Origin of the sequence: Klebsiella sp. 141240, assembly GCF_050600805.1 — a bacterium.
Taxonomy (GTDB): domain Bacteria; phylum Pseudomonadota; class Gammaproteobacteria; order Enterobacterales; family Enterobacteriaceae; genus Klebsiella; species Klebsiella aerogenes.
Genome location: NZ_JAQIRK010000001.1, coordinates 307,120 through 333,348, shown reverse-complemented (window position 1 = coordinate 333,348; position 26,229 = coordinate 307,120). Strand labels below are relative to the sequence as shown.

Sequence of the window (26,229 nt, the reverse complement as noted above, 5' to 3'; positions counted from 1 at the left end):
ATGACGACAACGGTACAAAATTATCTTGATAAAGGACTGCGCGGCCTGTGGTATCCGGTGCTGGCGAGCTGGGAAGTGCAGTCTGCGCCGGTAGGCATTACCCGTCTCGGCGAGCAGATCGTGGTCTGGAGAAATAAAGACGGCCAGGTGCAGGCGCTGGAAGACCGCTGCCCGCATCGCGGCGCGCGCCTGTCAATGGGCTGGAACTTAGGCGATCGTATCGCCTGCTGGTATCACGGCGTGGAAGTCGCCGGCAACGGCGAAGTCAAAGACGTCCCGGCGGTTGACCGCTGCCCGCTGGTCGGCCAGCAGTGCGTGCGCAGCTACAACGTGCAGGAAGCGCACGGGGCAATCTTCCTGTGGTTCGGCGTCACCGCCGACCAGCAGCCTGATGAACTGAGCTTCCCGGAGGAACTGGCCGATCACGAAAAATACAGTAACTTCCTGTGCACCGCGGCGTGGAAATGCAACTACCAGTACGCGCTGGAAAACGTGATGGACCCGATGCACGGTACCTATCTGCACTCGTCATCGCACTCGATGGCGGAAGGCGATCGCAAAGCCGATATGGTGCTGCAGCCGACGAAAACCGGCTTTATCTTCGAGAAAAAAGGGCAGAGCGGCGTCAACTTTGACTGGGTTGAATTGGGCAACAGCGGCGCCTACTGGATGCGCCTGTCTATTCCGTACAAAAAGCGTTTCGGGCCGGGCGGCCACTTCTGGATCGTCGGCATGGTGGTTCCGGAAGATAACGACAACTGCCGCGTCTTCTTCTGGCGCATCCGCGGCGTTCAGGGCTGGCAGCGCGATCTGTGGCGCTTTATGTACCGCAACCGTCTGGAAAAACTGCACTGGGAAGTACTGGAACAGGATCGCGTGGTGCTGGAAAGCCTGGCGCCGAACGCCCGCGATCATGAATATCTCTATCAACATGACGTCGGTTTGTCCCGCCTGCGCCGCATGATGCAGAAAGCGGCGAAAGAGCAGTTAGCGCTTCGCGAAGCGCAGCAGGGTGCCGCCTGATGAACGGCCTGCTGAACGGTAAACGTATTGTCGTCACCGGCGCGGCGCGCGGCCTCGGTTACCACTTTGCCGAATCCTGCGCCGCGCAGGGCGCGACGGTGGTGATGTGCGACATCCTGCAGGGGGAGCTGGCGGAAAGCGCTCATCGCCTGCAGCAGAAGGGCTATCAGATCGAATCCCACGCCATCGATCTTGCCAGTCAAGCGTCGATCGAGCAGGTCTTCAGCGCCATCGGCGCGCAGGGGCCTATCGATGGCTTAGTCAATAACGCGGCGATGGCCACCGGCGTCGGCGGTAAAAATATGATCGATTACGATCCGGACCTGTGGGATCGGGTGATGACGGTCAATGTCAAAGGCACCTGGCTGGTGACCCGCGAGGCGGTACCGCTGCTGCGCGAAGGGTCGGCGATCGTCAACGTCGCTTCGGATACCGCGCTGTGGGGCGCGCCGCGGCTGATGGCCTATGTCGCCAGTAAGGGCGCGGTGATTGCGATGACCCGCTCCATGGCCCGCGAGTTGGGTGAAAAGCGGATCCGTATCAACGCCATCGCGCCGGGACTGACCCGCGTTGAGGCCACGGAATACGTTCCCGCCGAGCGTCATCAGCTGTATGAGAACGGCCGCGCGCTCAGCGGCGCGCAGCAGCCGGAAGATGTCACCGGCAGCGTGGTCTGGCTGCTGAGCGATCTTTCGCGCTTTATCACCGGCCAGCTGATCCCGGTCAACGGCGGTTTTGTCTTTAACTAACAAGTGAGGCGGTATGGCGAACGATCAGGAAGTGAAGTACCTGGTACCGGGTCTGGAGCGCGGTTTACAACTGCTGCTGGCGTTTGGCGAACAGCATCGCGATCTGACCTTTGCCGAGCTGCATCGGCTGGTGGATATGCCGAAAGCGACCGCCTATCGCGTGGTGCAGACGCTGGAATATATGGGCTTTCTCGAGCGCAATGCCCGCACCAATACCTTTTCGCTGGGCATGAACGTACTGCGTCTGGGCTTTGAATATATCGCCTCACTGGATGTCGCTCAGGTGGGTCAGCCGGTCATCGAGCAACTGCGCGATATCAGCCAGTGCAGCAGCCATCTGGCGATCCGCGATGGCCGCGACATCATCTACATTGCCCGCGTCAGCGCAGCCGGTTCACGTATCAACCAGGTCAGCGTCGGAACGCGGCTACCGGTGCACTGCACCTCGCTTGGCCGTATGCTGCTGACCGATGTTTCCCGTAGCGAGTTTGAACAATTGTTCCCGGATGCACGTCTGCCGGGCAATACGCCGGGCCAGCTGTACGACCGCGAAGCGCTGTGGCAGATGGTGCAGCAGGATAAAGCTCGCGGCTACGTGATTGGCGAATCGTTCTACCGCCACGGTATCTCATCGATTGTCTATCCGGTCTTTGACCGCAGCGGGCGGGTGGCGGCGGTCGTCAGCATTCTGGTGCCGTCGGACGAGATCCCGCAAAGCGATCGCGAGCGGTTACAGAACGAGGTCAGTATGGCGGCGGACAAAATTTCCGGCTTCCTCGGATATTTGTCACAGGCAAGTTAAATCAACAACTTAACAGCAGGCGCTTGATTGCGTCGGGCATGTTTTACGCCCAAATTCGGGCGACTGAACGGTAAAGAGGCGACGAATAATGAGTATTACCGGAATTGAAAAGCTGGAATTTGGCGTAGACGACCTGAACCACAGCGCCAAATTTATGCGCGATTTTGGCCTGACCGGCGACGCCAGCGGCCGCGCGTTTACCACCCTCAGCGGCGCGCGGGTCGAACTTAACCCGACCGATGCCGCCGATCTCCCGCCAGCCTTTGAGGCGGGCAACACTCTGCGTCGCATGACCTGGGGCGTGGCGGATCGGGCGGCGCTGGATGCGCTGCGCCCGAAGCTGGAACGCCAGCCCGGCTTCCGTGAAATCGACGGCGCGCTGGAGTGCCGCGACCCTAACGGTATGACGCTGCGGGTGCAGGTTAGCCAGCAAACGGCGGTTGAACTGAACGTTGAACCGATCAACCAGTGGGGCGATGTGCGTCGCATCGACACCCCGAGCCCGGTGTACGACCGCGCGCAGCCGATTAACGTCGGCCACGTGGTGTTCTTCGTGGAAGAACTGGCGGCGGTGGAAAGTTTCTATCGCGAAGTGCTCGGCTTCCAGGTGTCAGACCGCTATATCAATCGCGCGGTGTTCCTGCGCTGCGGCGTACGCGGCGGCCACCATAACCTCTTCTTATTGCAGTTGCCCAACCGCAAACGTGGACTTAACCACGTCGCGTTTACCGTACGTGATATTCACGAAGTGATCGGCGGCGGTATTGCGATGAATAAAAACGCCTGGAGCACGTTTATCGGCCCCGGCCGCCATCCGGTCTCCTCGGCCTACTTCTGGTATGTCAACAGCCCGACCGGCGGCGCTTTTGAGTACTACACCAACGATGACTATCTGACGGAAAACTGGCAGCCGCGCGAACTTGAGCATTCACTCGTGTCCTTTACCGAATGGGCGGTGGAAGGCGGTATCGATCACGATACCCGTCGCCAGCAGAAAAAACCGGAGGCGGTATGACGGCGCGGATAGTCATTATCGGCGGCGGCCAGGCTGGCGGCTGGGCGGCGAAAACGCTGCGTGATGAAGGGTTTAGCGGCGAGATTTGCGTGGTTGCCGAAGAGCAATGGGATTTTTACGAGCGCCCGCCGCTGTCGAAAGCGGCATTGCTGGAGGCCGAACCGGCGCTGCCGCGGTTATTCAGCGCCGAGGCGCAGCAGGCGCTGGATCTGCGCTGGTACCGACCGCTGCGCGCGGAATCGATTGACCGGCAAAATAAAACCCTGGCGCTGAGCAACGGCGAAACGCTGGCGTACGATCAACTGCTGATCGCCACCGGCGGCCGCGCGCGGCTGCCGTCCGAGGCCTGGGCGCAGCATCCGCAGGTCTATACCCTGCGCCACTGGCAGGACGCGCAGCGTCTGAAGCAGCGGCTGGCATCGGCAACGCGGCTGGCGATCGTCGGCGGCGGCTGGATTGGCCTCGAAATCGCCGCCTCGGCGCGCAAAAGCGGCGTAGCCGTGACCCTTTATGAACAACAGCCGGCGCTGTGCATGCGCTCGGTCAGTATGGAGGTCTCGCAGGCGCTGGATGAGTTGCATCGCGGGCAGGGCGTTGATATTCGCCGCGGCTGCGGCGCGCTGGAGCTGGAAGATGATAACGGCCTGCCGACGCTGCACTGCGACGGCCAGAGGGAAACCTTCGACGCGGTAGTGGTGGGGATCGGCGTCGATCTGAATCTCGAACTGGCGCGCGATGCCGGGCTCACTGTCGAGCGCGGAATTGTCGTCGATGCCCAAGGGCGCAGCAGCGATCCGGCGATTTTCGCCGCCGGCGATGTCGCCCAGCACCATCAGTACGGCCTGTGCATTCAGTCGTGGGCCTTTGCGCAAAATCAGGCGATCGCGACGGCGAAAGCGATGCTCGATCCGCAGGCCAGCGGCTACGACGAGGCGCCGTGGCTGTGGTCAGATCAATACGATCGCAATATTCAGATCCTTGGGATCCCGCAGGCGGGCAGCCGCACCATCGTGCGTGACGAGCCGCAGGGCGCGCTCTACTTCTCGCTGAACGCCGATGGACGTTTAACGCAGCTGGTGGCCTTCAATAATGCACGTACCGTGAAGCTGGCGAAGCGCTGGATGGCGGCGGGGAGGGATCTCTCTGACGTCCCGCTCGCTGACCCGACTTTCTCGCTGATGTCATTGCGATAATTAACGCGAACCCTTAAGGGGGAGAAATGACCACATTAGAGACTAACGCCGCGCCTGCTGAGGCGAGCGGCGAGGGCGTCCGCACGCCTGAAAAAGCGGTGCGTTGGGCCATTCCACTGTCGCTGCTGGCCTGCGTACTGCTGGCGTTTTTCGACAAAATCAGTATCGCCGCGCTGTTTTCCGATAGCCACTTCCAGCAGGCGATGGGGATCGATTTCGATACCACCCGGCTGGGTATTCTGATGAGCGCCTTTTTGCTGAGCTACGGCTTCTCGTCAGTGCTATTAAGCGGCCTTGGCGACCGGATTGCGCCGCTGCGCTTGCTAACTGGAATGATGGTGGTGTGGTGCATCCTGATGGTGATCATGGGCTTCACCCACAACTACGCGCTGATGGTGACGCTGCGCATCCTGTTGGGCATCGCTGAAGGGCCGCTGTTCCCGCTGGCGTTCGCCGTGGTGCGCCACACTTTCCCGCAGCGGCTACAGGCCCGCGCCACCATGCTGTGGCTGCTCGGCACGCCGGTTGGCGCGGCGCTGGGTTTCCCGCTGTCAATTTGGCTACTCAATACCTTCGGCTGGCAGAGCACCTTTTTCGTGATGGCGATGCTGACGGTACCGGTGCTGATTTTTGTGCGCATCGGGCTGCGCGGCGTGCAGCTGGAGGCGAAAGTCGGCAGCGATAAAACGTCGCAGGAAGTGCGCCGCAGCGCGCGGCGCGAGCTCTTCGTGAGTCCGCATTTCTGGATGATCTGCATCTTCAATATCGCCTTTCTCGCCTATCTGTGGGGGATCAACGGCTGGCTGCCGGGCTACCTGATTAAAGGCAAAGGCATTCATCTGGAACACGCCGGCTGGCTGTCGTCGATGCCGTTTATCGCCATGCTGCTAGGCGAAATTATTGGCGCCTGGCTCTCTGACCGCGTCGATAAGCGCGCCGCCGCCTGCTTTATTTCCCTGGCGGGCGCCGGAATCGGGCTGGCGGCGGTGATGCATTTTAGCGCGCCGTTGCCGGTGATCGCGGCGATGAGCTTTAGCACCTTTATGTGGGGCACCGGCGCGCCAAACATTTTCGCGCTGCTGGCTAAAGCGACCCATCCACGGGTCAGCGCCACGGCGGGCGGGATTTTCAACGGGCTGGGAAACTTTGCCGGGGCCTTATCGCCGGCGGTGATGGGCGCGCTTATCGCCTTCACCCATAGCATGGATTCCGGGCTGATTTTTCTGGCGGTGATGGCGGCGGTGGGCTGCGCCCTGTTACTGCCGCTGCTGAGACGTTACTGAGGATAAAACGATGACTGATTCAACCGTAACTGCAAAACAGAGTTTGAAACCTGACCATATGACGATGGAAGAGTGGGTGGAGTCGCGTATCGCGCGCTTTGAAGGCCGTAAATACGACTGGAATGCGCTGAAATTCCAGGCCGATTTCGATCCGAAATATCGCCGCGCGCAGATGCGCTACATCGGCACCGGCGCCACCGGCGTCGCCAGTGATACCAACACCGTTCCGGCCGAGCACTTCACCTTCTCCACCATGGTGTTGCCGTCCAAATGTGAAGGCCCGCTGCACCTGCATGATGACGTAGAAGAGGTGTTCTTCATGCTCAAAGGGCAGATCACCCTGATGATTCAGGACGGCGACAACTATACCGAAACCGTGCTGCGCGAACGCGATCTGATCTCGGTACCGCCTGGAATCTACCGCGGTTTGTTTAACCACGGCGAAGAAGAGGCGCTGATGTGCGTGATGCTCGGCACCCATAAGCCGCATATTCCGACCTACCCGGAAGATCATCCGCTGGCAAAAGTAAAACGTAACTAAGGGGCGATGATGACGGGTTTTCGTGAACAAGGAAGCGGCATTCCGCTGACGCTGCTGCACGGCATCAGTTCCGGCGCGGCCTCCTGGCATAAACAGATGGCGCTTCCCGGCTACCGCGTGCTGGCCTGGGATATGCCCGGTTATGGCGAGAGCCCGATGCTGGCGGCAACGCCGGCGGATGCTGGTGATTACGCCGACGCGCTGGCGCGAATGCTGGACCGCGCTGGAGTAGAGCAAACCATACTGGTCGGCCATTCGCTGGGCGCGCTGGTGGCGGCCGCCTTCGCCGCGAAATACCCGCAGCGGGTGCTTTATCTGGTACTCGCCGACGTCGCGCAGGGATACGGCCAGGCGGAAGCCGCACAGCGGGAAAAAGTCTGGCAGGGACGTCAACAGCAGATGGCGCTGGGCGGCGAGGCGATGGCGCAGGGGCGGGCGGCAAAACTGCTGCGCCCCGGCGCGCGCGAAGCCGATGTGGCGACGGTGGCGGCAGGCATGTGCAGGCTGCGTAGCGAAGGTTACCTCGCCGCCGCCTGGATGCTGGCGCATGACGACATCCACCGCTGGCTCGCCGACTATCGCGGTCGTCTCTCGGTGTGGTGCGGCGAGCAGGATGCCATTACCCAACCGGAGCTGGTACAGGGAGTGGCGCTGCGTTACGGCGCCCCTTACATCGCCATCCCGCAGGCTGGACATGCCAGCTATCTCGATAACGAAACCTTTTTTAATCAACAGCTTTTACGCATAGGGGAAGAGGTGCGCGATGAATGCACAAATTGAAGGACGCGTCGCGGTAGTCACCGGCGGCTCGTCAGGGATCGGCTTTGAAACGCTGCGCCTGCTGCTGGGCGAAGGGGCGAAGGTCGCCTTTTGCGGCCGCAACCCGGATCGGCTGGCCAGCGCCCATGCGGCGTTGCAAAACGAATATCCAGAAGGCGAGGTGTTCTCCTGGCGCTGCGACGTACTGAATGAAGCGGAAGTTCAGGCCTTCGCTGACGCGGTCGCCGCGCGTTTCGGCGGCGCCGACATGCTGATTAATAACGCCGGGCAGGGTTATGTCGCCCACTTCGCCGATACGCCGCGCGAGGCCTGGCTGCACGAAGCTGAACTGAAACTGTTCGGCGTGATTAACCCGGTAAAGGCTTTCCAGCCGCAGCTTGAGCAGTCGGATATCGCCTCGATTACCTGCGTGAACTCTCTGCTGGCGCTGCAGCCGGAAGAGCACATGATTGCCACCTCTGCTGCCCGCGCCGCGCTGCTCAATATGACGCTGACCCTGTCGAAAGAGCTGGTGGAGAAAGGCATCCGCGTGAATTCCATCCTGCTGGGAATGGTCGAATCCGGGCAGTGGCAGCGCCGTTTTGAAAACCGCAGCGATAAGAGCCAGAGTTGGCCGCAGTGGACCGCGGATATTGCCCGTAAGCGTGGGATCCCGATGGCACGTCTTGGTAAGCCGCAGGAGCCGGCGCAGGCGTTGCTGTTCCTCGCTTCGCCGCTGGCCTCCTTTACCACCGGCGCGGCGCTGGACGTTTCCGGCGGTTTCTGCCGCCATCTGTAAGGAAAGATGATGAAAAAGGTCATGTTAATCGGCTATGGCGCGATGGCCCAGGCGGTGATTGAACGCCTGCCGCCGCAGGTGACGTTGGGCTGGATCGTCGCCCGCGAATCGCATCATGCGGCGATCCGCCTGCAGTTCGGCCACACGGGGACGCCGCTTACCGATCCGCTGCAATGCGAAGAGACGCCGGATCTGGTGCTGGAATGCGCCAGCCAGCAGGCGGTCGCGCAGTACGGCGAAGCGGTGCTGGCGCGCGGCTGGCATCTGGCGGTGATCTCCACCGGCGCGCTGGCGGACAGCGAACTGGAACAGCGTTTACGCCAGGCGGGCGGCAGGCTGACGCTGCTGGCTGGCGCAGTAGCCGGGATTGACGGCCTGGCGGCGGCCAAAGAGGGGGGGCTTGAACGAGTGACCTATCAGTCGCGTAAAAGCCCGGCCAGCTGGCGCGGCAGCTATGCCGAACAGCTTATCGACCTCAGCGCGGTCAATGAAGCGCAAATTTTCTTTGAAGGCAGCGCCCGCGAGGCGGCGCGGCTATTCCCGGCAAATGCCAACGTGGCGGCAACCATCGCGCTGGGCGGTATCGGCCTTGACGCGACCCGGGTACAGCTGATGGTCGATCCGACGACGCAACGCAACACCCATACGCTACACGCCGAAGGACTGTTCGGCGAGTTTCACCTGGAGTTGAGCGGCCTGCCGCTCGCCAGCAATCCGAAAACATCGACCCTCGCGGCACTGAGCGCGGTACGCGCCTGCCGTGAACTGGCATAACGCAGAGAGACTGAGATGGACGAATTAGACATTTTTATCGGCGGCCAGTGGCGTCGCGGCGGCGGCAATTTAATGCACAGCCTGTTTCCGGCGGATGGCGCTATTAACGCGGCGCTGCATGCGGCAAGCCTCGATGATTTACAGGAGGCGGTCGACTGCGCCGACCGCGCCTGGCGGGAGCCAACGTGGCGGACGATGCTGCCGCATCAGCGGGCGAAGATCTTGCATAAGGTTGCCGATCTGATTGAAGCACAGCTTGATGCGCTCACCCAAAAGCAGAGCCGCGATAACGGTAAACCGCTGGCGGAAGCGCGAGGGCTGGTGATGAGCGCGGCGGGCACAGCACGCTATTTTGCCGCCGCCTGCGAACTACTGGAAGGGGAGTTGCCGACGCCGCGGCAGGCGGATCTATTGACCCTGAGCCGCTATGAGCCGCTGGGCGTGGTGGCGGCGATCACCCCATGGAACTCGCCGATCGCCAGTGAAATGCAGAAGGTGGCCCCGGCGATCGCCGCCGGAAATGCGGTGATCCTCAAACCGGCGGAAGCCACGCCGCTCATGGCGCTGGAACTGGCGAAGATCTTTGAGCAGGCCGGTTTACCCGCCGGACTGCTGAGCGTGCTGCCGGGTAAAGGATCGATTATCGGCGATGCGCTGGCCCGCCATCCTAAGGTGCGCAAAATTTCCTTTACCGGCGGCACTACCACCGGGCGTCACCTGGCGCACGTGGCGGCGGAAAAGCTGATCCCGGCGTCGCTGGAGCTGGGCGGCAAATCGCCGACCATCGTGCTGGAAGATGCCGATATCGAACAGGCGGCGCGGGGCATCTGCTACGGCATTTTCAGCTCCGGCGGTCAGGCCTGCATTGCCGGCTCGCGTCTGTTTGTCCATGACAAAGTGTATCCACAATTAATGGCCCGCCTGCTGGAGTTAACCCAAGGACTGCGGGTTGGTCATCCGTTCAGCGCTGGCACCCACGTCGGGCCGCTGATCAACGATAAACACCGTCAGAGCGTGCTGGAGTACGTCGAGTTGGCGAAACGCGAAGGCGGCAGCGTGCTATGCGGCGGCGAGATCCCGGCGGATCCGGCGCTGGCAGTGGGGAGCTACTTCCTGCCGACCATCATTGAAGGGCTGAACAACCAGGCCCGCGTTTGCCAGGAAGAGATCTTCGGGCCGGTGCTGGTGGCGATGCGTTTTCACGATGAAGCGGCGTTGATCCGTGAGGCCAATGATTCGGTCTTCGGGCTGGCGGCGGGGATCTGGACGCGCGATACCGGCCGCGCGCTGCGTCTGAGCGAGCAACTGGAAGCCGGTACGGTGTGGATCAATACCTACAAAGTTTTCTCCATTTCGACCCCGTTTGGGGGCTTTAAAGAGAGCGGTCTGGGCCGCGAAAAAGGGATCCAGGGGCTGAAAGCCTGGATGCAACAAAAGAGCATTTATCTGGCGACGGGTAATAGCGTCAACCACTGGTGCGACTGAGAAAGGGTGAGCAATGAGCGAAATGATAACCGTCGGCGATGCCATCGCCAGAACGCTGGAGCAGTATCACGTTGAAGCCATTTATGGCGTCATTTCTATCCATAACCTGCCGATCGCTGATGCCGTCGGCCAGCGGGAAAAAATCCGCTTTGTTCCGGCGCGCGGCGAAGCGGGCTCGGTGACCATGGCTGACGCCCACGGCCGTTTTTCAGGGCTCGGCGTGGCGCTGACCAGTACCGGCGCGGGCGCGGGTAATGCGGTCGGCGCGCTGGTTGAGGCGATGAACGCCGGTACGCCGCTGCTACACCTGACCGGACAGGTCGAAAAAGCCTGGCTGGACGCCGACACCGGTTTTATTCATGAAACCCGCGATCAGTTGACCTTCCTGAAAGCCAGTTCGAAGCGCGCTTACCGCATTAGCAACGCCAACCAGGCGGTGGCTATCCTGCATAAGGCGATTCAGGAGGCGCAGACGCCGCCGTGCGGCCCGGTCTCGGTGGAAATCCCCATCGATATTCAGAGCGCCAAAATTCCGCTTTCACTGCTGACCGCGCCGTTGAAACGCGCTCCGGCGGTTGAGCCGGAAGCGTCGCTGGTCGATACGCTGTGGGCGCAGCTTAAGCAGGCGAAGCAGCCGCTGCTGTGGCTTGGCGGCGGCGCGTTAGAGAGCGGCGAGGCGGTGAAGACGCTGGCGGATGCGGGGGTGACGGTGATTTCCAGTACCCACGGCCGCGGCATTCTGGCGGACAGCCATCGGGCCAGCCTGCGCGCGTTTCATAATTCTCCCTCGGTTGAAGCGCTGATTTCACAATGTGATTTCACACTTGTGGCCGGTTCCCGGCTGCGCAGCAACGAAACGCGCTCGTGGACGCTGGAACTGCCCACGCCGCGGGTGCAGATTGATATCGACCCGGCGGCGGCCAGCCGTAACTACTTGATGGACAATACCCTGGTGGCGGATTGCCGGGCGCTATTAGCGGCGCTGGCAGCGCGGGTGCAGGGCCGGATGTGGGGCGATGCGCGTTGGGATAGCCAGCTTAAAGCGGCGGTAGAGGCGGCGGAGCAGGGGCTGCGCGACCAGTGTGGCGCTTACGCTAAATTGAATGACGCGATTGCGCAGGCGCTGCCCGATGACGGCATTCTGGTGCGCGATATTACCGTCTCCGGCAGCCTGTGGGGCAGCCGCCTGTTCCGCGCTCACGGCCCGCTGATGAATATCCATTCTCTGGCCGGCGCCATCGGTATGGGGCTACCGATGGCGGTGGGCACCGCGATTGCCAATCCGCAACGGAAAGTGGTCGGCCTGGTCGGCGACGGCGGCCTGAGCCTCAACCTTGGCGAACTGGCGACCCTGGCGCAGGAGAAGGCCAACGTAACGCTGTTGATTATGAACGATGGCGGCTACGGCGTGATGCGCGGTATTCAGGATAAGTACTTCGGCGGCCGCCAGTATTACAACGAGCTGCACACGCCGGACTTTACCCTGTTGGCGCAGGCGATTGGCCTGCAGGCGTGGAGCGTGGAACGGGCGGAGGATTTCCAGGCGGTGATGACCGAAGCGCTGGCGATGCCGGGGCCATCGGTGGTGGAAGTGAAAATGGGCCAGATTGGCGCGCTGCGCTTTGCCGGCCCGCCGCAGAAGACGCTGTATTAATGATAATCCAGTGACCCCAACCCTCTCCCTTCCGGGGAGAGGGTACCGCACGGCACAGGGGGTTAATCAAGGCGCCGGACGGTTGCTCCTGCGCGCCGGGAGAGGGCCGGCCCGCAGGAGAGGGTTCATTACACGGTTAAAATACGTTAAACGGATATTCGACGTAGAACCGCACCTCATTACCGCTGACGTTATAGTCGCTGGCGTTGCTGGAAACGCGCAGCACCGAATAGCGTAGTCTCAATTTCAAATCTTTCGCCATGCCGTTTTGCACCTGGTACTGCACCTGGTTGAACCATTCGTGTTCTTTACCGTTGCTGGTCTCGGCGGTTTTAATGTTATCGCCGCGAACGTAGGCGGTGGTCCAGCTCAGGCCCGGTACGCCCAGTCCGGCAAAATCCAGGCCATAGGAGGCCTGCCAGGAACGCTCATCCTCGCCGTTAAAATCGGACCAGTAGGAGTTAGCCAGCCAGATGGTGTTGCCGCCATCGCCGACGCCGCCCTGATTCTGATACCCACCGTAGTGGTAGCCGGTGCTGCCGCTGCTTTGCTGGTAAGCGACTTTAAAGGTATGAATATCCCAGATATAGCTGGCGGCCAGGCTCCAGATGCTGTTGCTGCGCCCGGTGTCATTGGCGTCGGCATATTCTTGATCTAAGCGCGAGTTATAGCCATTGAAGTCAACAATCAACTGCTGGTCGGCGGCGAACGGCTGCTTGTAGTTCAGGCCGAGATACTGCTTATTCAGCACGTCCTCGACGTGTGAAGCGTATAGCGCGCCGCTGAGCTGGTCGTTGAATTGATAGCTGGCGCCGCCAAAGGCCAGGCTTTTCAGGCCGCTGTTGTGGCTGTCGTCGCTTTTGCGCTGCTGATCGGTGAGATACCCGGCGTTAATTTCCAGGCCGTCGATTTCTCTTGAGGTCAGCATGGTACCGGTATAGCTCTCATACAGCAGCCGCGAGTCATCGGCGTAGACGATAGGCAGCATCGGGCGCTGGCTGCCGTAGCTGAGTACGGTATTCGAGAAGCGCATTTTAGCGGTAGCGCCGAATTTGGCTAAATCGGACTTCGCGCGGCCATCGTCATCCTGGGCGAAAAAGTCGATACCGCCCGCGCCGCTGCGGCCTCGGCCGCCGTCGAGGCGCACGGCGTACTGCGCAATGCCGTCAACGCCGAAGCCGACCGGTCCCTGGGTGAAGCCGGATTCGAAGGTAGCGATAATACCCTGACCCCATTCGGCTTTATCCGGTAATCCATCGCGATAATCGCGTTTGATATAAGCGTTACGTAAAAAGAGATCCAGGTGGCTGTCTTCAATAAAGCCCTGACTGGTAGATTGTTGGCTGGCGAAAGCCGGCGCGGCGGCAATAATGCCAAGTGCGAGTAATGGTAATTCTTTTTTCACTGAGGGCACTTCTCTGTCTGTCGATATATTCATGGGAATCACTGCCAGTCAGATATTGTCCTGAAATAATGTCGAAAGCAATCATTGTGTGAGCAGTTATTGCAGCCGGAAACAGGCTGTATGGCGCATGAGCCGTGTACCAGGCAGTAAGGGGTGGACTATTTATTATTCGGGTAAAGACGATTCTGGAAGCCAGATAGTGTGCGGCCTTTTTAATTTACCAAATAATATATTTCTGAATCGCCGGGCATAAAATAATTGGCTGTGATGCGCTGTGATAATAATTAACGGTTTGTGCGCTTAAATTATCAATTGATGCGGCTAAATATTTTTACGGGTATATAAAAAAGGGAGGCGATAATGCCTCCCGCTGTCGCTTATTTAATACCGTCGGCCTTCATGCGATCGCGAATATGCTGCGCGCGGGCTTCCGATGCCGGGTGATCGTCAAACATGGAGCTCTGACGGCCGGCTTCCAGCTTGGCCAGTTTTTCGAAGCTGGTGGCCAGTCCCGATGGATTGATGCCGCGTTTACGCAGCAGGTCGTAAGAGTAGTCGTCCGCTTCCGACTCCTGGCGCTGGGAGAACTGCGAGTTCACCAGTTTTTCGCCGAGATCGCCCAGCTGCGACTGAGAAAGGCTGCCGACGATGCCGCCAGCGGAGGCCGCCGCCGCGCGCACGGCGTTAGTGCCCAGCGCGACCTGCATGCCTTTCTTCACGTGGCCCAACGCAACGTGGCCCATTTCGTGGCCGATAACCGCTTCTACTTCGTTATCGTTCATCAGGTCCATCAGGCCGCTGTAAACGCGGATGCAACCGTTGGCCATCGCGAAGGCGTTGACGTCTTTTGTTTCATAAACCTTGTAGTTGACCGGCTGGCCGTTGATGTTATCGCCCAGCGCGGCGGCAATCTTGCTCAGGCGTTTGCTGTACTCGCTGCTGGCCGGAGAAATAGTGGCTTTGGCGTCCATCTCTTTACACGCCTGGTCGCTTAAGGTTTTTACCTGTTCGTCGCTAAGAGAGTAGGCCTGGAATGCTTCCGCGCCCGAGCTCAGCAGGGCGTTGGAGTCCATGTTCTGACATCCGGTTAATGTTGCTGCGATCCCGAAGGCAAGAAGGGTTGAGCGAATTTTCATTTTTATCTTCCACAATCTTATGGTTTTTTATCTGAATAATGGGCGACGACGGACCCGCCTCGTCCTGTGCAAAGTATAAATAGTATCTCATGATCCGGGCGAGTGGATTCCGCGGCAGCACAACGTGTTCCAGAGATTTCTTAATGGGCAAAAGGATGCTCCATGTACATGCTTTGTCGCTTGGGTTACATTGTTCACACTTTTTTCCGGCGTAGCCCAAAACGCGCTCTCGTCAAGTCGTTAAGGGCATGGCCTTATAACATCCGAACTGGAGTCAAAATGTCCTCACGTAAAGAGCTTGCCAACGCTATTCGTGCGCTGAGCATGGACGCTGTACAGAAAGCCAAATCCGGCCACCCTGGCGCCCCGATGGGCATGGCTGACATTGCCGAAGTCCTGTGGCGTGATTTCCTGAACCATAACCCGCAGAACCCGTCCTGGGCCGACCGCGACCGTTTCGTGCTGTCCAACGGCCACGGCTCCATGCTGATTTACAGCCTGCTGCACCTCACCGGTTATGATCTGCCGATTGAAGAACTGAAAAACTTCCGTCAGCTGCACTCTAAGACTCCGGGCCACCCGGAAGTCGGCTACACCGCAGGCGTGGAAACCACCACCGGCCCGCTGGGTCAGGGTATCGCTAACGCAGTCGGTATGGCTATCGCGGAAAAAACGCTGGCGGCGCAGTTTAACCGTCCAGGGCACGACATCGTTGATCACTTCACCTACGCCTTCATGGGCGACGGCTGCATGATGGAAGGCATTTCTCACGAAGTGTGCTCCCTGGCTGGTACCCTGAAACTGGGTAAACTGGTGGCGTTCTATGATGACAACGGCATCTCCATCGATGGCCACGTTGAAGGCTGGTTCACCGACGATACCGCGAAACGCTTTGAAGCCTACGGCTGGCACGTGGTGCGCGGCGTTGACGGTCACGACGCTGACGCCATCAAACGCGCGGTAGAAGAAGCGCGCGCGGTCACCGACAAACCGTCCCTGCTGATGTGCAAAACCATCATCGGCTTCGGTTCGCCGAACAAAGCAGGCACCCATGATTCCCACGGCGCGCCGCTGGGCGACGCGGAAATCGCACTGACCCGCGAAGCGCTGGGCTGGAAATACGCTCCGTTTGAAATCCCGTCTGACATCTATGCGCAGTGGGATGCGAAAGAAGCCGGCCAGGCGAAAGAAGCCGCGTGGAATGAAAAGTTTGCCGCCTACGCTAAAGCCTTCCCGCAGGAAGCAGCCGAATTCACCCGTCGTATGAAAGGCGAAATGCCGTCTGACTTCGACGCGAAAGCTAACGAGTTCATCGCTAAGCTGCAGGCGAACCCGGCGAAGATCGCCAGCCGTAAAGCATCGCAGAACGCCATTGAAGCGTTTGGCCCGCTGCTGCCGGAATTCCTCGGCGGTTCTGCTGACCTGGCGCCGTCCAACCTGACTCTGTGGTCCGGCTCTAAGCCGATCAACGAAGACACCGCCGGTAACTACATCCATTACGGCGTACGTGAATTCGGTATGACCGCGATTGCCAACGGTATCGCGCTGCACGGCGGTTTCCTGCCGTACACCTCTACCTTCCTGATGTTCGTCGAGTATGCGCGTAACGCGGTACGTATGGCGGCGCTGATGAAACAGCGTCAGGTGATGGTCTACACCCATGACTCCATCGGTCTGGGCGAAGATGGCCCGACTCACCAGCCGGTAGAGCAGGTCGCTTCCCTGCGCGTCACGCCGAACATGTCCACCTGGCGTCCGTGTGACCAGGTTGAATCCGCGATTGCGTGGAAATATGGCGTAGAGCGTCAGGACGGCCCGACCGCGCTGATCCTCTCCCGTCAGAACCTGGCGCAGCAGGAGCGTACCGAAGAGCAGCTGGCAAATGTGGCCCGCGGCGGTTATGTGCTGAAAGATTGCGCCGGCCAGCCGGAACTGATCTTCATCGCCACCGGTTCAGAAGTGGAACTGGCGGTTGCCGCGTGGGACAAACTGACCGCCGAAGGCGTGAAGGCGCGCGTGGTCTCCATGCCGTCCACCGACGCGTTCGACAAGCAGGATGCGGCCTATCGTGAATCCGTACTGCCGAAAGCCGTTTCTGCCCGCGTAGCGGTAGAAGCCGGTATCGCGGACTACTGGTTCAAATACGTTGGCCTGAACGGCGCCATCGTTGGCATGACCACCTTCGGTGAGTCTGCGCCGGCTGAGCAGCTGTTTGAAGAGTTTGGCTTCACCGTTGACAACGTTGTTGCCAAAGCGAAAGCACTGCTGTAATCGCTGGTACGGTGCGGGCTGATGCCCGCACCTCAACCCTCTCCCACAGGAGAGGGTGTGAACACCAAAAACGGTAACCCCTGGGTTACCGTTTTGCTTTTATCTCGCCACCCGGTTTTTTTGTAGGCACTATTCCTCGAACATGTAACTACCCTGTAAATTATTCCAAAGAAAATGTGACGCAAGTCATATAGCTGGTTTATTGCTCTGGACAAACATTCCTTTTATTCCGACTTTGGCTTATTCTAGCTGAAGCGTTTCAGTCGTATAAATGTTCGACAATTAATCAATCAGTCGCAGTTTGCGACAGGTAAGGTTCCCCTAAAGGCGTTGCTGGATTACTCTGTCAGCCACCTCAAATCAGGGATAACCTTGCAGGAGACCTATGACCATACGCATCGCGATTAATGGCTTCGGTCGCATAGGACGCAACGTGGTTCGCGCTTTGTATGAATCCGGGCGTCGTGCGGAAATCACCGTGGTGGCGATCAATGAACTGGCGGATGCCGCAGGCATCGCGCATTTATTGAAGTACGACACCAGCCATGGCCGTTTTTCCTGGGATGTTCGCCAGGAGCGGGAACAGCTGTATGTCGGTGATGACGTCATTCGTCTACTGCATGAGCCTTCTATCGCCGCTCTGCCCTGGCAGGAGCTGGCGGTGGATGTGGTGCTGGACTGTACCGGCGTATACGGTAGCCGTGAACATGGCGAAGCCCATCTTCAGGCTGGCGCGAAGAAAGTGCTCTTTTCACATCCTGGCGGCAACGATCTCGACGCAACGGTAGTCTTCGGCGTCAACCATGATGAACTGCGCGCGGAGCACCGCATTGTCTCCAACGCCTCCTGCACGACCAACTGCATTATTCCGGTCATTAAACTGCTAGATGATGCCTACGGCATTGAGTCAGGAACGGTCACGACAATCCACTCCGCGATGCACGACCAGCAGGTGATCGATGCCTATCATCCGGATCTGCGGCGCACCCGTGCGGCCAGCCAGTCAATTATTCCGGTTGATACTAAACTTGCGGCGGGGATCACCCGTATTTTCCCGCAGTTTAACGACCGTTTTGAGGCGATCGCGGTACGTGTACCGACGATTAACGTCACCGCAATAGACCTGAGCGTGACGGTGAAAAAACCGGTAAAGGCCTGTGAAGTCAACCAGTTGCTGCAAAAAGCAGCACAGGGAGCATTTCATGGTATAGTTGACTATACGGAATTACCGTTGGTCTCGACAGATTTTAACCACGACCCGCACAGCGCCATCGTTGATGGTACGCAAACCAGGGTCAGTGGCGCGCATCTGATCAAAACGTTGGTCTGGTGCGATAACGAATGGGGCTTTGCTAACCGAATGCTCGACACGACGTTAGCGATGGCTGCGCAAGGTTTCAGGTAAGGCGCTGCGGCGCTTGCAAAACTTTATCAAGAATCAACGAGAGGATTCACCATGTCTGTAATTAAGATGACCGATTTGGATCTGGCTGGTAAACGCGTTTTCATCCGTGCTGATCTGAACGTACCGGTTAAAGATGGCAAAGTGACCAGCGACGCGCGTATTCGCGCCTCCCTGCCGACCATCGAACTGGCGCTGAAACAGGGTGCTAAAGTAATGGTTACTTCTCACCTGGGTCGTCCGACCGAAGGCGAGTACAACGAAGAATTCTCTCTGTTGCCGGTTGTTAATTACCTGAAAGACAAACTGTCTAACCCGGTTCGTCTGGTTAAAGATTACCTGGATGGCGTTGACGTTGCTGCCGGTGAACTGGTGGTTCTGGAAAACGTTCGCTTCAACAAAGGCGAGAAAAAAGACGACGAAGAACTGTCTAAGAAATACGCTGCGCTGTGCGACGTATTCGTCATGGACGCTTTCGGTACCGCGCACCGCGCGCAGGCTTCCACCCACGGTATCGGTAAATTCGCCGATGTCGCTTGCGCAGGCCCGCTGCTGGCCGCTGAACTCGACGCGCTGGGTAAAGCGCTGAAAGAGCCGGCTCGTCCGATGGTTGCTATCGTTGGCGGTTCTAAAGTTTCCACCAAACTGACCGTTCTCGACTCTCTGTCCAAAATCGCTGACCAGCTGATCGTTGGCGGCGGTATCGCTAACACCTTCGTTGCCGCTCAAGGCCACAACGTTGGTAAATCCCTGTACGAAGCGGACTTGGTTGACGAAGCTAAGCGCCTGCTGAGCACCTGCGATATCCCGGTTCCGACTGACGTTCGCGTCGCTACCGAGTTCTCTGAAACCGCCACCGCGACCCTGAAATCCGTTAACGACATCAAAGATGACGAGCAGATTCTGGACCTCGGCGACGTTTCCGCTCAGAAGCTGGCTGATATCCTGAAAAATGCCAAAACCATCCTGTGGAATGGCCCGGTTGGCGTATTCGAATTCCCGAACTTCCGTAAAGGTACTGAAATTGTCGCTAATGCTATCGCAGACAGCGAAGGTTTCTCTATCGCAGGCGGCGGTGACACCCTGGCGGCGATTGACCTGTTCGGCATCGCTGACAAAATCTCCTACATCTCCACTGGCGGCGGCGCATTCCTCGAATTCGTGGAAGGCAAAGTTCTGCCGGCAGTAGCAATGCTCGAAGAGCGCGCTAAGCCGTAATTTAGTTCAGGCGGGGAAACCCGCCTGTTTTTCAGCGCGCTAACGTACAATTTTGTACAGCTCGCGAACCTTCTTCAACGGTCGAAGATACAGATACAGGACTAAGTAACATGTCTAAAATTTTTGATTTCGTAAAACCGGGCGTCATCACTGGCGACGACGTTCAGAAAGTGTTCCAGGTAGCTAAAGAAAACAACTTTGCTCTGCCAGCGGTAAACTGCGTGGGTACTGACTCCATCAACGCCGTTCTGGAAGCTGCTGCGAAAGTTCGCTCTCCGGTTATCGTTCAGTTCTCTAACGGCGGCGCTGCGTTCATCGCGGGCAAAGGCGTGAAAACTGACGTTCCGCAGGGTGCTGCTATCCTCGGCGCTATCTCTGGCGCGCATCACGTTCACCAGATGGCTGAACATTACGGCGTGCCGGTTATCCTGCACACTGACCACTGCGCGAAGAAACTGCTGCCGTGGATCGACGGCCTGCTGGACGCGGGTGAAAAACACTTCGCTGCCACCGGCAAACCGCTGTTCTCTTCCCACATGATCGACCTGTCTGAAGAGTCCCTGCACGAAAACATCGAGATCTGCTCTAAGTACCTGGCTCGTATGGCCAAAATGGGCATGACTCTGGAAATCGAACTGGGCTGCACCGGCGGTGAAGAAGACGGCGTGGACAACAGCCACATGGACGCTTCCGCACTGTACACCCAGCCGGAAGACGTTGATTACGCGTACACCGAGCTGAGCAAAATCAGCCCGCGCTTCACCATCGCCGCTTCCTTCGGTAACGTACACGGCGTTTACAAGCCGGGTAACGTAGTTCTGACCCCGACTATCCTGCGCGACTCTCAGGAATATGTTTCTAAGAAACACAACCTGCCGCACAACAGCCTGAACTTCGTATTCCACGGCGGTTCCGGTTCTTCCGCTCAGGAAATCAAAGACTCCGTCAGCTACGGCGTTGTGAAAATGAACATCGATACCGACACCCAATGGGCGACCTGGGACGGTATCCTGCAGTACTACAAAGCGAACGAAGCTTACCTGCAGGGCCAGCTGGGCAACCCGAAAGGCGAAGACCAGCCGAACAAGAAATACTACGATCCGCGCGTATGGCTGCGTGCCGCTCAGACCTCTATGGTGACCCGTCTGGAGCAGGCATTCAAAGAGCTGAACGCGATCGACGTTCTGTAATTTCGCTTGCTGCGAGCGTAACGAAGGGAAACGGCGTTTCCTTTCATTACCGGCATAAAAAAGGCTTCCTGCGGGAAGCCTTTTTTTTAGCGACTTACGCAGGTGCCTTTTTCCCCGGCTAATATCTGTGGCGCATCCTTTAACGCGCCGATAAAGGCGTTATTTCCGGTCTGTTTGACAAACTGAATGACCGCTTCCGCCTTCGGCCCCATTGCGCCGTCCGGGGCGGCAAACGGCGCGAGTGTAGCAATGTTGGCCTGACGTAACGGGCGAGCCTGCGGCGTCCCCCAATCAACATAGACCGCATCGGCATCCGTCAGTATCAGCAGGTGGTCGGCATGAATGGCGCTGGCAAGCGCCGCCGCCGTCAAATCTTTATCGATAACCGCTTCGACTCCCCGGTAACCGTGCGTATCGGCAACCACCGGGATCCCGCCGCCGCCGCAGCAAATCACCAGATGACCGGCATCCATCAGCGTCTGAATGGCCGCGCTATCAACAATATTTAGCGGCCTGGGGGAAGGGACCACCCGACGGATATAGTCGCCATCCGCTTTCATCTGCCAACCATAGCGTTTTTCCAGCTCTGCCTGCTGCTGCGGCTGATAAACCGGGCCAATATATTTCCCCGGCGCCGCGAAAGCGTCATCATTTGCCGCCACCTCTACGCGCGTCATCAGGGTGCTGACCGGCGCACCGGCGTACTGCATCAGTTCCTGAGCGATAGCGAAGCCTATCATCCCCTGACTTTCCGCGACCAGAATATCCAGCGGCCAGGCGGGAGATTCCTGATAGGCGGCGTTTTGCAGCGCCAGCAATCCGACCTGCGGGCCATTACCGTGCACGATCACCAGCTGATAATCACGGGCTAATTCCGCCGCCATCCGGGCAAAAAGTTGAATGCTGCGCTGTTGGTTTTCCGCGCTGAGCACTTCTCCGCGCTGCAGCAGTGCGTTACCACCCAGCGCAATAACGATTTTCTTTTTCATGATGACCTCATTGAATTATAGAAGTGCGCTAAAAATATCGTTTTAGCGGCCAGGTAATGTGATGAGGTCGCCACTTTATCGAGAGTAAAAAATATCTCGCTAATAAATATTATATTCGCTGGTTTTATTTAAATGTTTTTAAAGATGATTATTAGATTTTTTTTAATAATTTCGTCAGCAGTCTTTAGGAATTTAAAACAATGGATTTTGTGTGACTTTGTTCAAATGAAATACATGGTTACCCCGATATGGTTAGCGGAGTTAAAACATCAATCCTTCACCCATCCTCTGGGATGGCCTGAGGTGAATATTGCCGGGAGATAGCTTATGTCAGGAACGTATGAGGTAACCGAGGTGACCAAAAGAAAAGGAATACCCGCCTGGTGGGTCACGGTATTTCTTTTCTGGTTAGGTTGGGTATTTATGTATGCCGATCGCACGGTTTTAAATCCGGTGATGGGTGAGCTGGAAAAAGAGTTTGGTTTAAGCGGAACGCAATTAGGAGTACTCAACTCCGTATTCTATTTTTCTTATGCATTGCTACAGGTGCCGGCAGGGATCCTCGGGGACAAAATCGGTAAGAAAAAAGTGCTGGTGCCTGGGTTTATTCTGTTTGGCGTTTTTACCGCGGTCACCGGCTGGGTAAAAAGCTGGTATATGCTGCTGTTTGCCCGCGTGGTCACCGGCGCAGGCGAGGGGACATATTATGGCCCGCAGTACGGCTTGTCTTCCGAGCAGATCCCGAAAAAATTCCGCTCGCTGGGCAGCGCGATTATCAATAGCGGAATGGCCTTTGGCATCGCGCTGGGTCTGATGACCTCCAGCTGGCTGGTCTATGACCAGGGTTACTCGTGGCGGATGCCGTTTTATGCCATGGCGATACCTTCGGTGCTGGTAGGGATTGCTATCTGGCTATTCGTGAAAGAGAAAAAGCGCACCGCCGACGCTGAGGGCAAACCGGTACAAAAAGGTAAATTTAGCGATCTGTTGAAGAATCGTAATTTAATTCTGACCTATATTATGGTGTTCTGCAGCCTGTTTGGTTTCTTCGTTATTCTGACCTGGCTTCCTTATTATCTGCAAAACGAGCGCGGTATTGCCGGTAGCGAAACCGGATTTATTTCGTCGCTGGTCGCGTGGATCTCTATTCCCGGCGCGCTGTTGTTCTCAGGGCTGTCGGATAAATTAGGTCGCCGCAAACCGTTAATTTTATTCCTCGTGCCGGTGGCGATTGCCAGCATGCTTTCCATTATTTGGATGCCGAGTATGACCGGCGTCATCGTGGCGCTGTGCGTGTATGGCCTGGTTGGCAAACTGGCGCTGGATCCGGTGCTGGTGGCGCTGGTCGCCGATAGCGTCGATGAAACCAATTACAGCACCGCGTTTGGTTTATTTAATTTTATCGGGATGAGCTCATCGATTCTGGCGCCAATTATTGCAGGGGCGGCGCGCGATATTACCGGCAGTCTGGCTTCGAGTTTTTATGTTTCCGCGGCGCTGCTGGTCATTGGTCTGGTCGCTATGCTGTTTTTAAAAGAAAAACGCACATAAAGAGGTAGCGGTAATGATTTACGCTTTTATTAAAAAGGGAAGCTTTCAGGATTCCGTAAGCCTGATGATTATTTCCCGAAAATTAAGTGAACGCCCGGAAGTGGATCAGGTTTCGGTCATGATGGGCACCCCGGCGAATAAATCGATGCTGGAGTCGACCGGATTCTGGCATCCGGATTTCGCCGAGGCGACGCCCAACGATATTTGTGTCGCAGTTCGCACGCAGGAAGCGCAGCCGGAAATTCTCGATTTAATCCGTGAACAGTTAGAGAAAGAGCTGAGCGCTATCGCTAATGCATCAGGCAGCTCAACGCAGCTGGTCAAGGCGCGGCGCTGGGAGAGCGCCTGCCAGAAATTACCGGACGCGAATCTGTTGCTGGTTTCGGTGGCAGGGGAGTACGCCGCCGGGGTGGCGAAAGAGGGATTGTTAGCCAATAAGAGCGTGATGCTGTTTTCCGATAACGTCCCGTTGGAGCAAGAAGTTGAACTGAAAACGCTGGCTCGCGAGAAGGGGCTCATTGTGATGGGACCGGACTGCGGAACGGCAATGATCGCCGGCAGTCCACTGGCCTTTGCCAACGTTTTACCGCAGGGCGGAATTGGCGTCATCGGCGCATCGGGGACCGGGATCCAGGAAATCACCTCGCAGGTGGCGCTGCATCAACAGGGAATTAGCCACGCCATCGGCCTTGGCGGGCGCGATCTCAGCGCCGAAGTCGGCGGCATCAGCGCCCTGACCGCGCTGGAGATGCTGGCGGCCGATAGCGCGACGCAGGTTATCGCTTTTGTCTCCAAACCGCCTTCGCCACAGGTGCGTGCCCGCATCATTGCCGCCATGCAAAAACAGAATAAACCGGTGGTGGCGCTGTTCCTCGGTAGCCGTGCCGAGCAGCGCCGCGAGGGCAACGTCTGGCTGGCGAACTCGCTGGCGGACGCCGCGCAGCTGGCGGTACTGCTGATGCGGGTAGCGCAACAGCGGCAGAGCCAGCCGCAGGTTGCAGGCAAGGGGATTTATGGCCTGTACGCTGGCGGTACCCTTGCCGCCGAGGCCGCGATGCTGCTCTCCGATCATCTGGAAGTGCCGGTCAGCGATAGCCACGCCGAGGGCGTGATGCTGGAAGCCGGCGGGCATCGCATTGTCGACCTTGGCGACGATAGTTACACCCTCGGCAGACCGCATCCGATGATCGACCCAACCACCCGTAGCATTGAAATTGAGAAGCTGGCGGCAATGCCGGAAGTTGGCGTGCTGTTGCTGGATGTGGTGTTGGGCTATGGCGCCTGCGCCGATCCGGCCGGGGCGGTGGTTGAGGCCATCGAGCAGGTCCGGCGTAAACGTGCCGCGCCGTTGGTGGTCATCGCCACCATGACCGGCACCGATGCCGACCCGCAGGGCCGTAGCGAGCAGATAGCCATCCTGCGCGATGCCGGGGTTGCGGTGGTCGAAACCCTCGAAGAGGCGACGCTACTGGCGGTTAGCCTGACGCAGCATCAGCCGCAGAGCGAATCGACAGCGCATAACCCGCTGCTCGACGGCGTGCAGGTCATTAATGCCGGGTTGCGCAGCTTCGCGCTGGATCTACAAAGCAGCGGTACGCCAGTGGTGCATTATCAGTGGGCGCCCGTTGCCGGCGGTAACGCTCGTCTCGCCAGTTTACTCAAGCAGTTACATTAAGTTCAGAGGTATGGATATGTACTCATCAATTGCACAGGCTAACGAAGCCATTATCGAACGAATTAAAGCCGCGCGCCCGCATTGGGTTGCCGTCCGTCCTGCGAAAGAGGCGGTGGCTGAACTATCTTCTGGACGTAAATTACTGCACGCCGGGCCGCCAATCGCCTGGCAAGAGATGACCGGGCCGATGCGCGGAGCCTGTATCGGCGCATCGTTGTTTGAAGGCTGGGCGACGAGCGAAGAAGAAGCCGTGCGGATGCTGGAGCAGGAAGAGGTGGAATTCATCCCTTGCCACCACGTGGGCGCGGTGGGGCCGATGGGCGGGATCACCTCGGCGAACATGCCGGTGCTGGTGGTACGCGATGTGGTTCATGGTAACCAATCCTGCTGTAACCTGAATGAAGGGATCGGCAAAGTGATGCGCTTCGGCGCCTACGGCGAGGATGTGCAAACGCGTCTGCGCTGGATGCGCGACACGCTCGCGCCGGTGCTGCAAGAAGCGCTGTCACGAATGGAAAACGGCGTTGACCTGACGGCGATGATGGCGCAGGCGATTACCATGGGCGATGAGTTCCACCAGCGTAATATCGCCGCCTCGTCGCTGCTGCTGCGCACGCTGTCGCCGGTCATTGCCGGCCTGGATCGGCCGAATGCGGAAATTGTCGCCGTGCTGCAGTTCCTCAGCGTTACCGATCAGTTCTTCCTCAACCTGGCGATGGCTTACAGCAAAGCGGTGATGGATGCGGCGGCGGAAATCAAAGCCGGCTCGGTGGTGACCGCCATGACCCGCAACGGCCGCGAATTCGGTATTCGCGTTAGCGGTACCGGCGATCGCTGGTTTACCGCACCGGTGAATACGCCGCAGGGGCTGTTCTTCACCGGCTACAGCCAGGCGGATGCTAATCCGGACATCGGCGATAGCGCGATTACCGAAACGCTGGGGATCGGCGGCGCGGCGATGATTGCCGCACCGGGTGTAACGCGCTTCGTCGGCGCTGGCGGCATGGGCGCGGCGCTGGAAACATCGGAAGAGATGTCTGAAATCTATCTTGCCAACAACCCGCTGTTCCAGATCCCATCATGGGATTTCAAAGGCGCCTGTCTGGGATTGGATGTTCGTCGGGTCGTGGAAACCGGCATCACACCGCTTATCAATACCGGTATTGCCCACCGCGAAGCGGGGATAGGCCAGGTGGGGGCGGGAACCGTTCGCGCGCCGCTGCTGTGCTTTGAGAAAGCGCTGGAGGCGTTGGCCGAACTGCACCACATCACTGCCTGAGTCGTGAGAGGGGCGGCGCTGCCGCCCCGGAGAGAC

At 58.4% G+C, this 26,229-nt stretch carries 22 protein-coding genes; 19 read left to right on the top strand and 3 right to left on the bottom strand.

Features of this window, described 5'->3' with window-relative positions:
- The 12 genes from PGQ95_RS01555 (at position 1) to PGQ95_RS01500 (ending at position 12,077) form a co-directional block, all read left to right on the top strand.
- Complete coding sequence (locus tag PGQ95_RS01555; RefSeq protein ID WP_032413044.1) at positions 1-1,023, top strand: aromatic ring-hydroxylating oxygenase subunit alpha; 1,023 nt, start codon at positions 1-3, stop codon at positions 1,021-1,023.
- Positions 1,023-1,772 carry an SDR family oxidoreductase gene (locus PGQ95_RS01550; RefSeq protein WP_015703448.1) on the top strand — a complete coding sequence of 250 codons (750 nt, stop codon included), beginning with the start codon at positions 1,023-1,025 and terminating at the stop codon, positions 1,770-1,772. Before PGQ95_RS01555 ends, PGQ95_RS01550 begins: the two co-directional genes overlap by 1 nt.
- A gap of 13 nt (positions 1,773-1,785) precedes the next feature.
- Entirely contained in the window at positions 1,786-2,574 is a 789-nt protein-coding gene (locus PGQ95_RS01545) for an IclR family transcriptional regulator (RefSeq protein WP_113373038.1), read from the top strand.
- Between the two features lie 88 nt (positions 2,575-2,662).
- Positions 2,663-3,589 (top strand): VOC family protein, encoded by a 927-nt coding sequence (locus tag PGQ95_RS01540; RefSeq protein ID WP_015369749.1) that lies wholly within the window; start codon positions 2,663-2,665, stop codon positions 3,587-3,589.
- Positions 3,586-4,782 (top strand): NAD(P)/FAD-dependent oxidoreductase, encoded by a 1,197-nt coding sequence (locus PGQ95_RS01535; RefSeq protein ID WP_015703445.1) that lies wholly within the window; start codon positions 3,586-3,588, stop codon positions 4,780-4,782. The genes PGQ95_RS01540 and PGQ95_RS01535 overlap by 4 nt, the downstream gene beginning before the upstream one ends.
- A gap of 26 nt (positions 4,783-4,808) precedes the next feature.
- A complete protein-coding gene (locus PGQ95_RS01530) occupies positions 4,809-6,065 on the top strand; it encodes an MFS transporter (RefSeq protein WP_213793566.1) in 1,257 nt (418 codons plus the stop codon).
- 10 nt (positions 6,066-6,075) lie between these two features.
- Positions 6,076-6,606: a cupin domain-containing protein gene (locus tag PGQ95_RS01525; protein WP_004174433.1), complete on the top strand. Its 531-nt coding sequence runs from the start codon at positions 6,076-6,078 to the stop codon at positions 6,604-6,606.
- A 9-nt stretch (positions 6,607-6,615) separates the two neighbouring features.
- A complete protein-coding gene (locus tag PGQ95_RS01520; RefSeq protein ID WP_113373035.1) occupies positions 6,616-7,386 on the top strand; it encodes an alpha/beta fold hydrolase in 771 nt (256 codons plus the stop codon).
- Complete coding sequence (locus tag PGQ95_RS01515) at positions 7,370-8,164, top strand: SDR family oxidoreductase (RefSeq protein WP_015703442.1); 795 nt, start codon at positions 7,370-7,372, stop codon at positions 8,162-8,164. Before PGQ95_RS01520 ends, PGQ95_RS01515 begins: the two co-directional genes overlap by 17 nt.
- 9 nt (positions 8,165-8,173) lie before the next feature.
- Positions 8,174-8,938 (top strand): aspartate dehydrogenase, encoded by a 765-nt coding sequence (locus tag PGQ95_RS01510; protein ID WP_308958131.1) that lies wholly within the window; start codon positions 8,174-8,176, stop codon positions 8,936-8,938.
- A gap of 15 nt (positions 8,939-8,953) precedes the next feature.
- The gene (locus tag PGQ95_RS01505) at positions 8,954-10,423 is read left to right on the top strand and encodes an aldehyde dehydrogenase (RefSeq protein WP_213316582.1); all 1,470 of its coding nucleotides are present in this window, start codon (positions 8,954-8,956) and stop codon (positions 10,421-10,423) included.
- Between the two features lie 13 nt (positions 10,424-10,436).
- Entirely contained in the window at positions 10,437-12,077 is a 1,641-nt protein-coding gene (locus PGQ95_RS01500) for a thiamine pyrophosphate-binding protein (protein WP_113373032.1), read from the top strand.
- Positions 12,078-12,213: 136 nt separating this feature from the next.
- On the opposite strand, the gene PGQ95_RS01495 is transcribed toward PGQ95_RS01500, so the two are convergent.
- Entirely contained in the window at positions 12,214-13,482 is a 1,269-nt protein-coding gene (locus tag PGQ95_RS01495; protein WP_108684058.1) for an OprD family outer membrane porin, read from the bottom strand.
- A 377-nt stretch (positions 13,483-13,859) separates the two neighbouring features.
- Positions 13,860-14,618 (bottom strand): M48 family metallopeptidase, encoded by a 759-nt coding sequence (locus tag PGQ95_RS01490; RefSeq protein ID WP_015703437.1) that lies wholly within the window; start codon positions 14,616-14,618, stop codon positions 13,860-13,862.
- Positions 14,619-14,897: 279 nt separating this feature from the next.
- Between PGQ95_RS01490 and tkt the strand changes: the two genes are divergently transcribed.
- From tkt to fbaA, 4 genes are all read left to right on the top strand, one after another.
- Positions 14,898-16,889 (top strand): transketolase, encoded by a 1,992-nt coding sequence (gene tkt / locus PGQ95_RS01485; protein ID WP_213793561.1) that lies wholly within the window; start codon positions 14,898-14,900, stop codon positions 16,887-16,889.
- Positions 16,890-17,274: 385 nt separating this feature from the next.
- Positions 17,275-18,294: an erythrose-4-phosphate dehydrogenase gene (gene epd, locus PGQ95_RS01480; RefSeq protein WP_015369761.1), complete on the top strand. Its 1,020-nt coding sequence runs from the start codon at positions 17,275-17,277 to the stop codon at positions 18,292-18,294.
- 51 nt (positions 18,295-18,345) lie between these two features.
- Positions 18,346-19,509: a phosphoglycerate kinase gene (gene pgk, locus PGQ95_RS01475; protein ID WP_271032129.1), complete on the top strand. Its 1,164-nt coding sequence runs from the start codon at positions 18,346-18,348 to the stop codon at positions 19,507-19,509.
- A 110-nt stretch (positions 19,510-19,619) separates the two neighbouring features.
- Positions 19,620-20,699, top strand: a complete 1,080-nt coding sequence (fbaA, locus tag PGQ95_RS01470) for a class II fructose-bisphosphate aldolase (protein WP_004144748.1) — start codon at positions 19,620-19,622, stop codon at positions 20,697-20,699.
- A gap of 86 nt (positions 20,700-20,785) precedes the next feature.
- Here the strand turns inward: fbaA and PGQ95_RS01465 are convergent, their stop codons facing one another.
- The gene (locus PGQ95_RS01465) at positions 20,786-21,688 is read right to left on the bottom strand and encodes a carbamate kinase (RefSeq protein WP_271032130.1); all 903 of its coding nucleotides are present in this window, start codon (positions 21,686-21,688) and stop codon (positions 20,786-20,788) included.
- Between the two features lie 327 nt (positions 21,689-22,015).
- On the opposite strand from PGQ95_RS01465, the gene PGQ95_RS01460 reads away from it, so the two are divergent.
- The 3 genes from PGQ95_RS01460 to PGQ95_RS01450 are packed head-to-tail and all read left to right on the top strand — an operon-like array spanning position 22,016 to position 26,193.
- The gene (locus tag PGQ95_RS01460) at positions 22,016-23,239 is read left to right on the top strand and encodes an MFS transporter (RefSeq protein WP_047044047.1); all 1,224 of its coding nucleotides are present in this window, start codon (positions 22,016-22,018) and stop codon (positions 23,237-23,239) included.
- A 13-nt stretch (positions 23,240-23,252) separates the two neighbouring features.
- Positions 23,253-24,914 (top strand): acyl-CoA synthetase FdrA, encoded by a 1,662-nt coding sequence (locus tag PGQ95_RS01455; RefSeq protein ID WP_271032131.1) that lies wholly within the window; start codon positions 23,253-23,255, stop codon positions 24,912-24,914.
- Between the two features lie 16 nt (positions 24,915-24,930).
- Entirely contained in the window at positions 24,931-26,193 is a 1,263-nt protein-coding gene (locus PGQ95_RS01450) for a DUF1116 domain-containing protein (protein ID WP_271032132.1), read from the top strand.
- Positions 26,194-26,229 lie beyond the last annotated feature (36 nt).

Coding starts and splice junctions, on each gene's coding strand:
- PGQ95_RS01555 (WP_032413044.1), top strand. CDS start 1: ATGACGACAACGGTACAAAATTATCTTGATAAAGGACTGCGCGGCCTG.
- PGQ95_RS01550 (WP_015703448.1), top strand. CDS start 1,023: ATGAACGGCCTGCTGAACGGTAAACGTATTGTCGTCACCGGCGCGGCG.
- PGQ95_RS01545 (WP_113373038.1), top strand. CDS start 1,786: ATGGCGAACGATCAGGAAGTGAAGTACCTGGTACCGGGTCTGGAGCGC.
- PGQ95_RS01540 (WP_015369749.1), top strand. CDS start 2,663: ATGAGTATTACCGGAATTGAAAAGCTGGAATTTGGCGTAGACGACCTG.
- PGQ95_RS01535 (WP_015703445.1), top strand. CDS start 3,586: ATGACGGCGCGGATAGTCATTATCGGCGGCGGCCAGGCTGGCGGCTGG.
- PGQ95_RS01530 (WP_213793566.1), top strand. CDS start 4,809: ATGACCACATTAGAGACTAACGCCGCGCCTGCTGAGGCGAGCGGCGAG.
- PGQ95_RS01525 (WP_004174433.1), top strand. CDS start 6,076: ATGACTGATTCAACCGTAACTGCAAAACAGAGTTTGAAACCTGACCAT.
- PGQ95_RS01520 (WP_113373035.1), top strand. CDS start 6,616: ATGACGGGTTTTCGTGAACAAGGAAGCGGCATTCCGCTGACGCTGCTG.
- PGQ95_RS01515 (WP_015703442.1), top strand. CDS start 7,370: ATGAATGCACAAATTGAAGGACGCGTCGCGGTAGTCACCGGCGGCTCG.
- PGQ95_RS01510 (WP_308958131.1), top strand. CDS start 8,174: ATGAAAAAGGTCATGTTAATCGGCTATGGCGCGATGGCCCAGGCGGTG.
- PGQ95_RS01505 (WP_213316582.1), top strand. CDS start 8,954: ATGGACGAATTAGACATTTTTATCGGCGGCCAGTGGCGTCGCGGCGGC.
- PGQ95_RS01500 (WP_113373032.1), top strand. CDS start 10,437: ATGAGCGAAATGATAACCGTCGGCGATGCCATCGCCAGAACGCTGGAG.
- PGQ95_RS01490 (WP_015703437.1), bottom strand. CDS start 14,618: ATGAAAATTCGCTCAACCCTTCTTGCCTTCGGGATCGCAGCAACATTA.
- tkt (WP_213793561.1), top strand. CDS start 14,898: ATGTCCTCACGTAAAGAGCTTGCCAACGCTATTCGTGCGCTGAGCATG.
- epd (WP_015369761.1), top strand. CDS start 17,275: ATGACCATACGCATCGCGATTAATGGCTTCGGTCGCATAGGACGCAAC.
- pgk (WP_271032129.1), top strand. CDS start 18,346: ATGTCTGTAATTAAGATGACCGATTTGGATCTGGCTGGTAAACGCGTT.
- fbaA (WP_004144748.1), top strand. CDS start 19,620: ATGTCTAAAATTTTTGATTTCGTAAAACCGGGCGTCATCACTGGCGAC.
- PGQ95_RS01465 (WP_271032130.1), bottom strand. CDS start 21,688: ATGAAAAAGAAAATCGTTATTGCGCTGGGTGGTAACGCACTGCTGCAG.
- PGQ95_RS01460 (WP_047044047.1), top strand. CDS start 22,016: ATGTCAGGAACGTATGAGGTAACCGAGGTGACCAAAAGAAAAGGAATA.
- PGQ95_RS01455 (WP_271032131.1), top strand. CDS start 23,253: ATGATTTACGCTTTTATTAAAAAGGGAAGCTTTCAGGATTCCGTAAGC.
- PGQ95_RS01450 (WP_271032132.1), top strand. CDS start 24,931: ATGTACTCATCAATTGCACAGGCTAACGAAGCCATTATCGAACGAATT.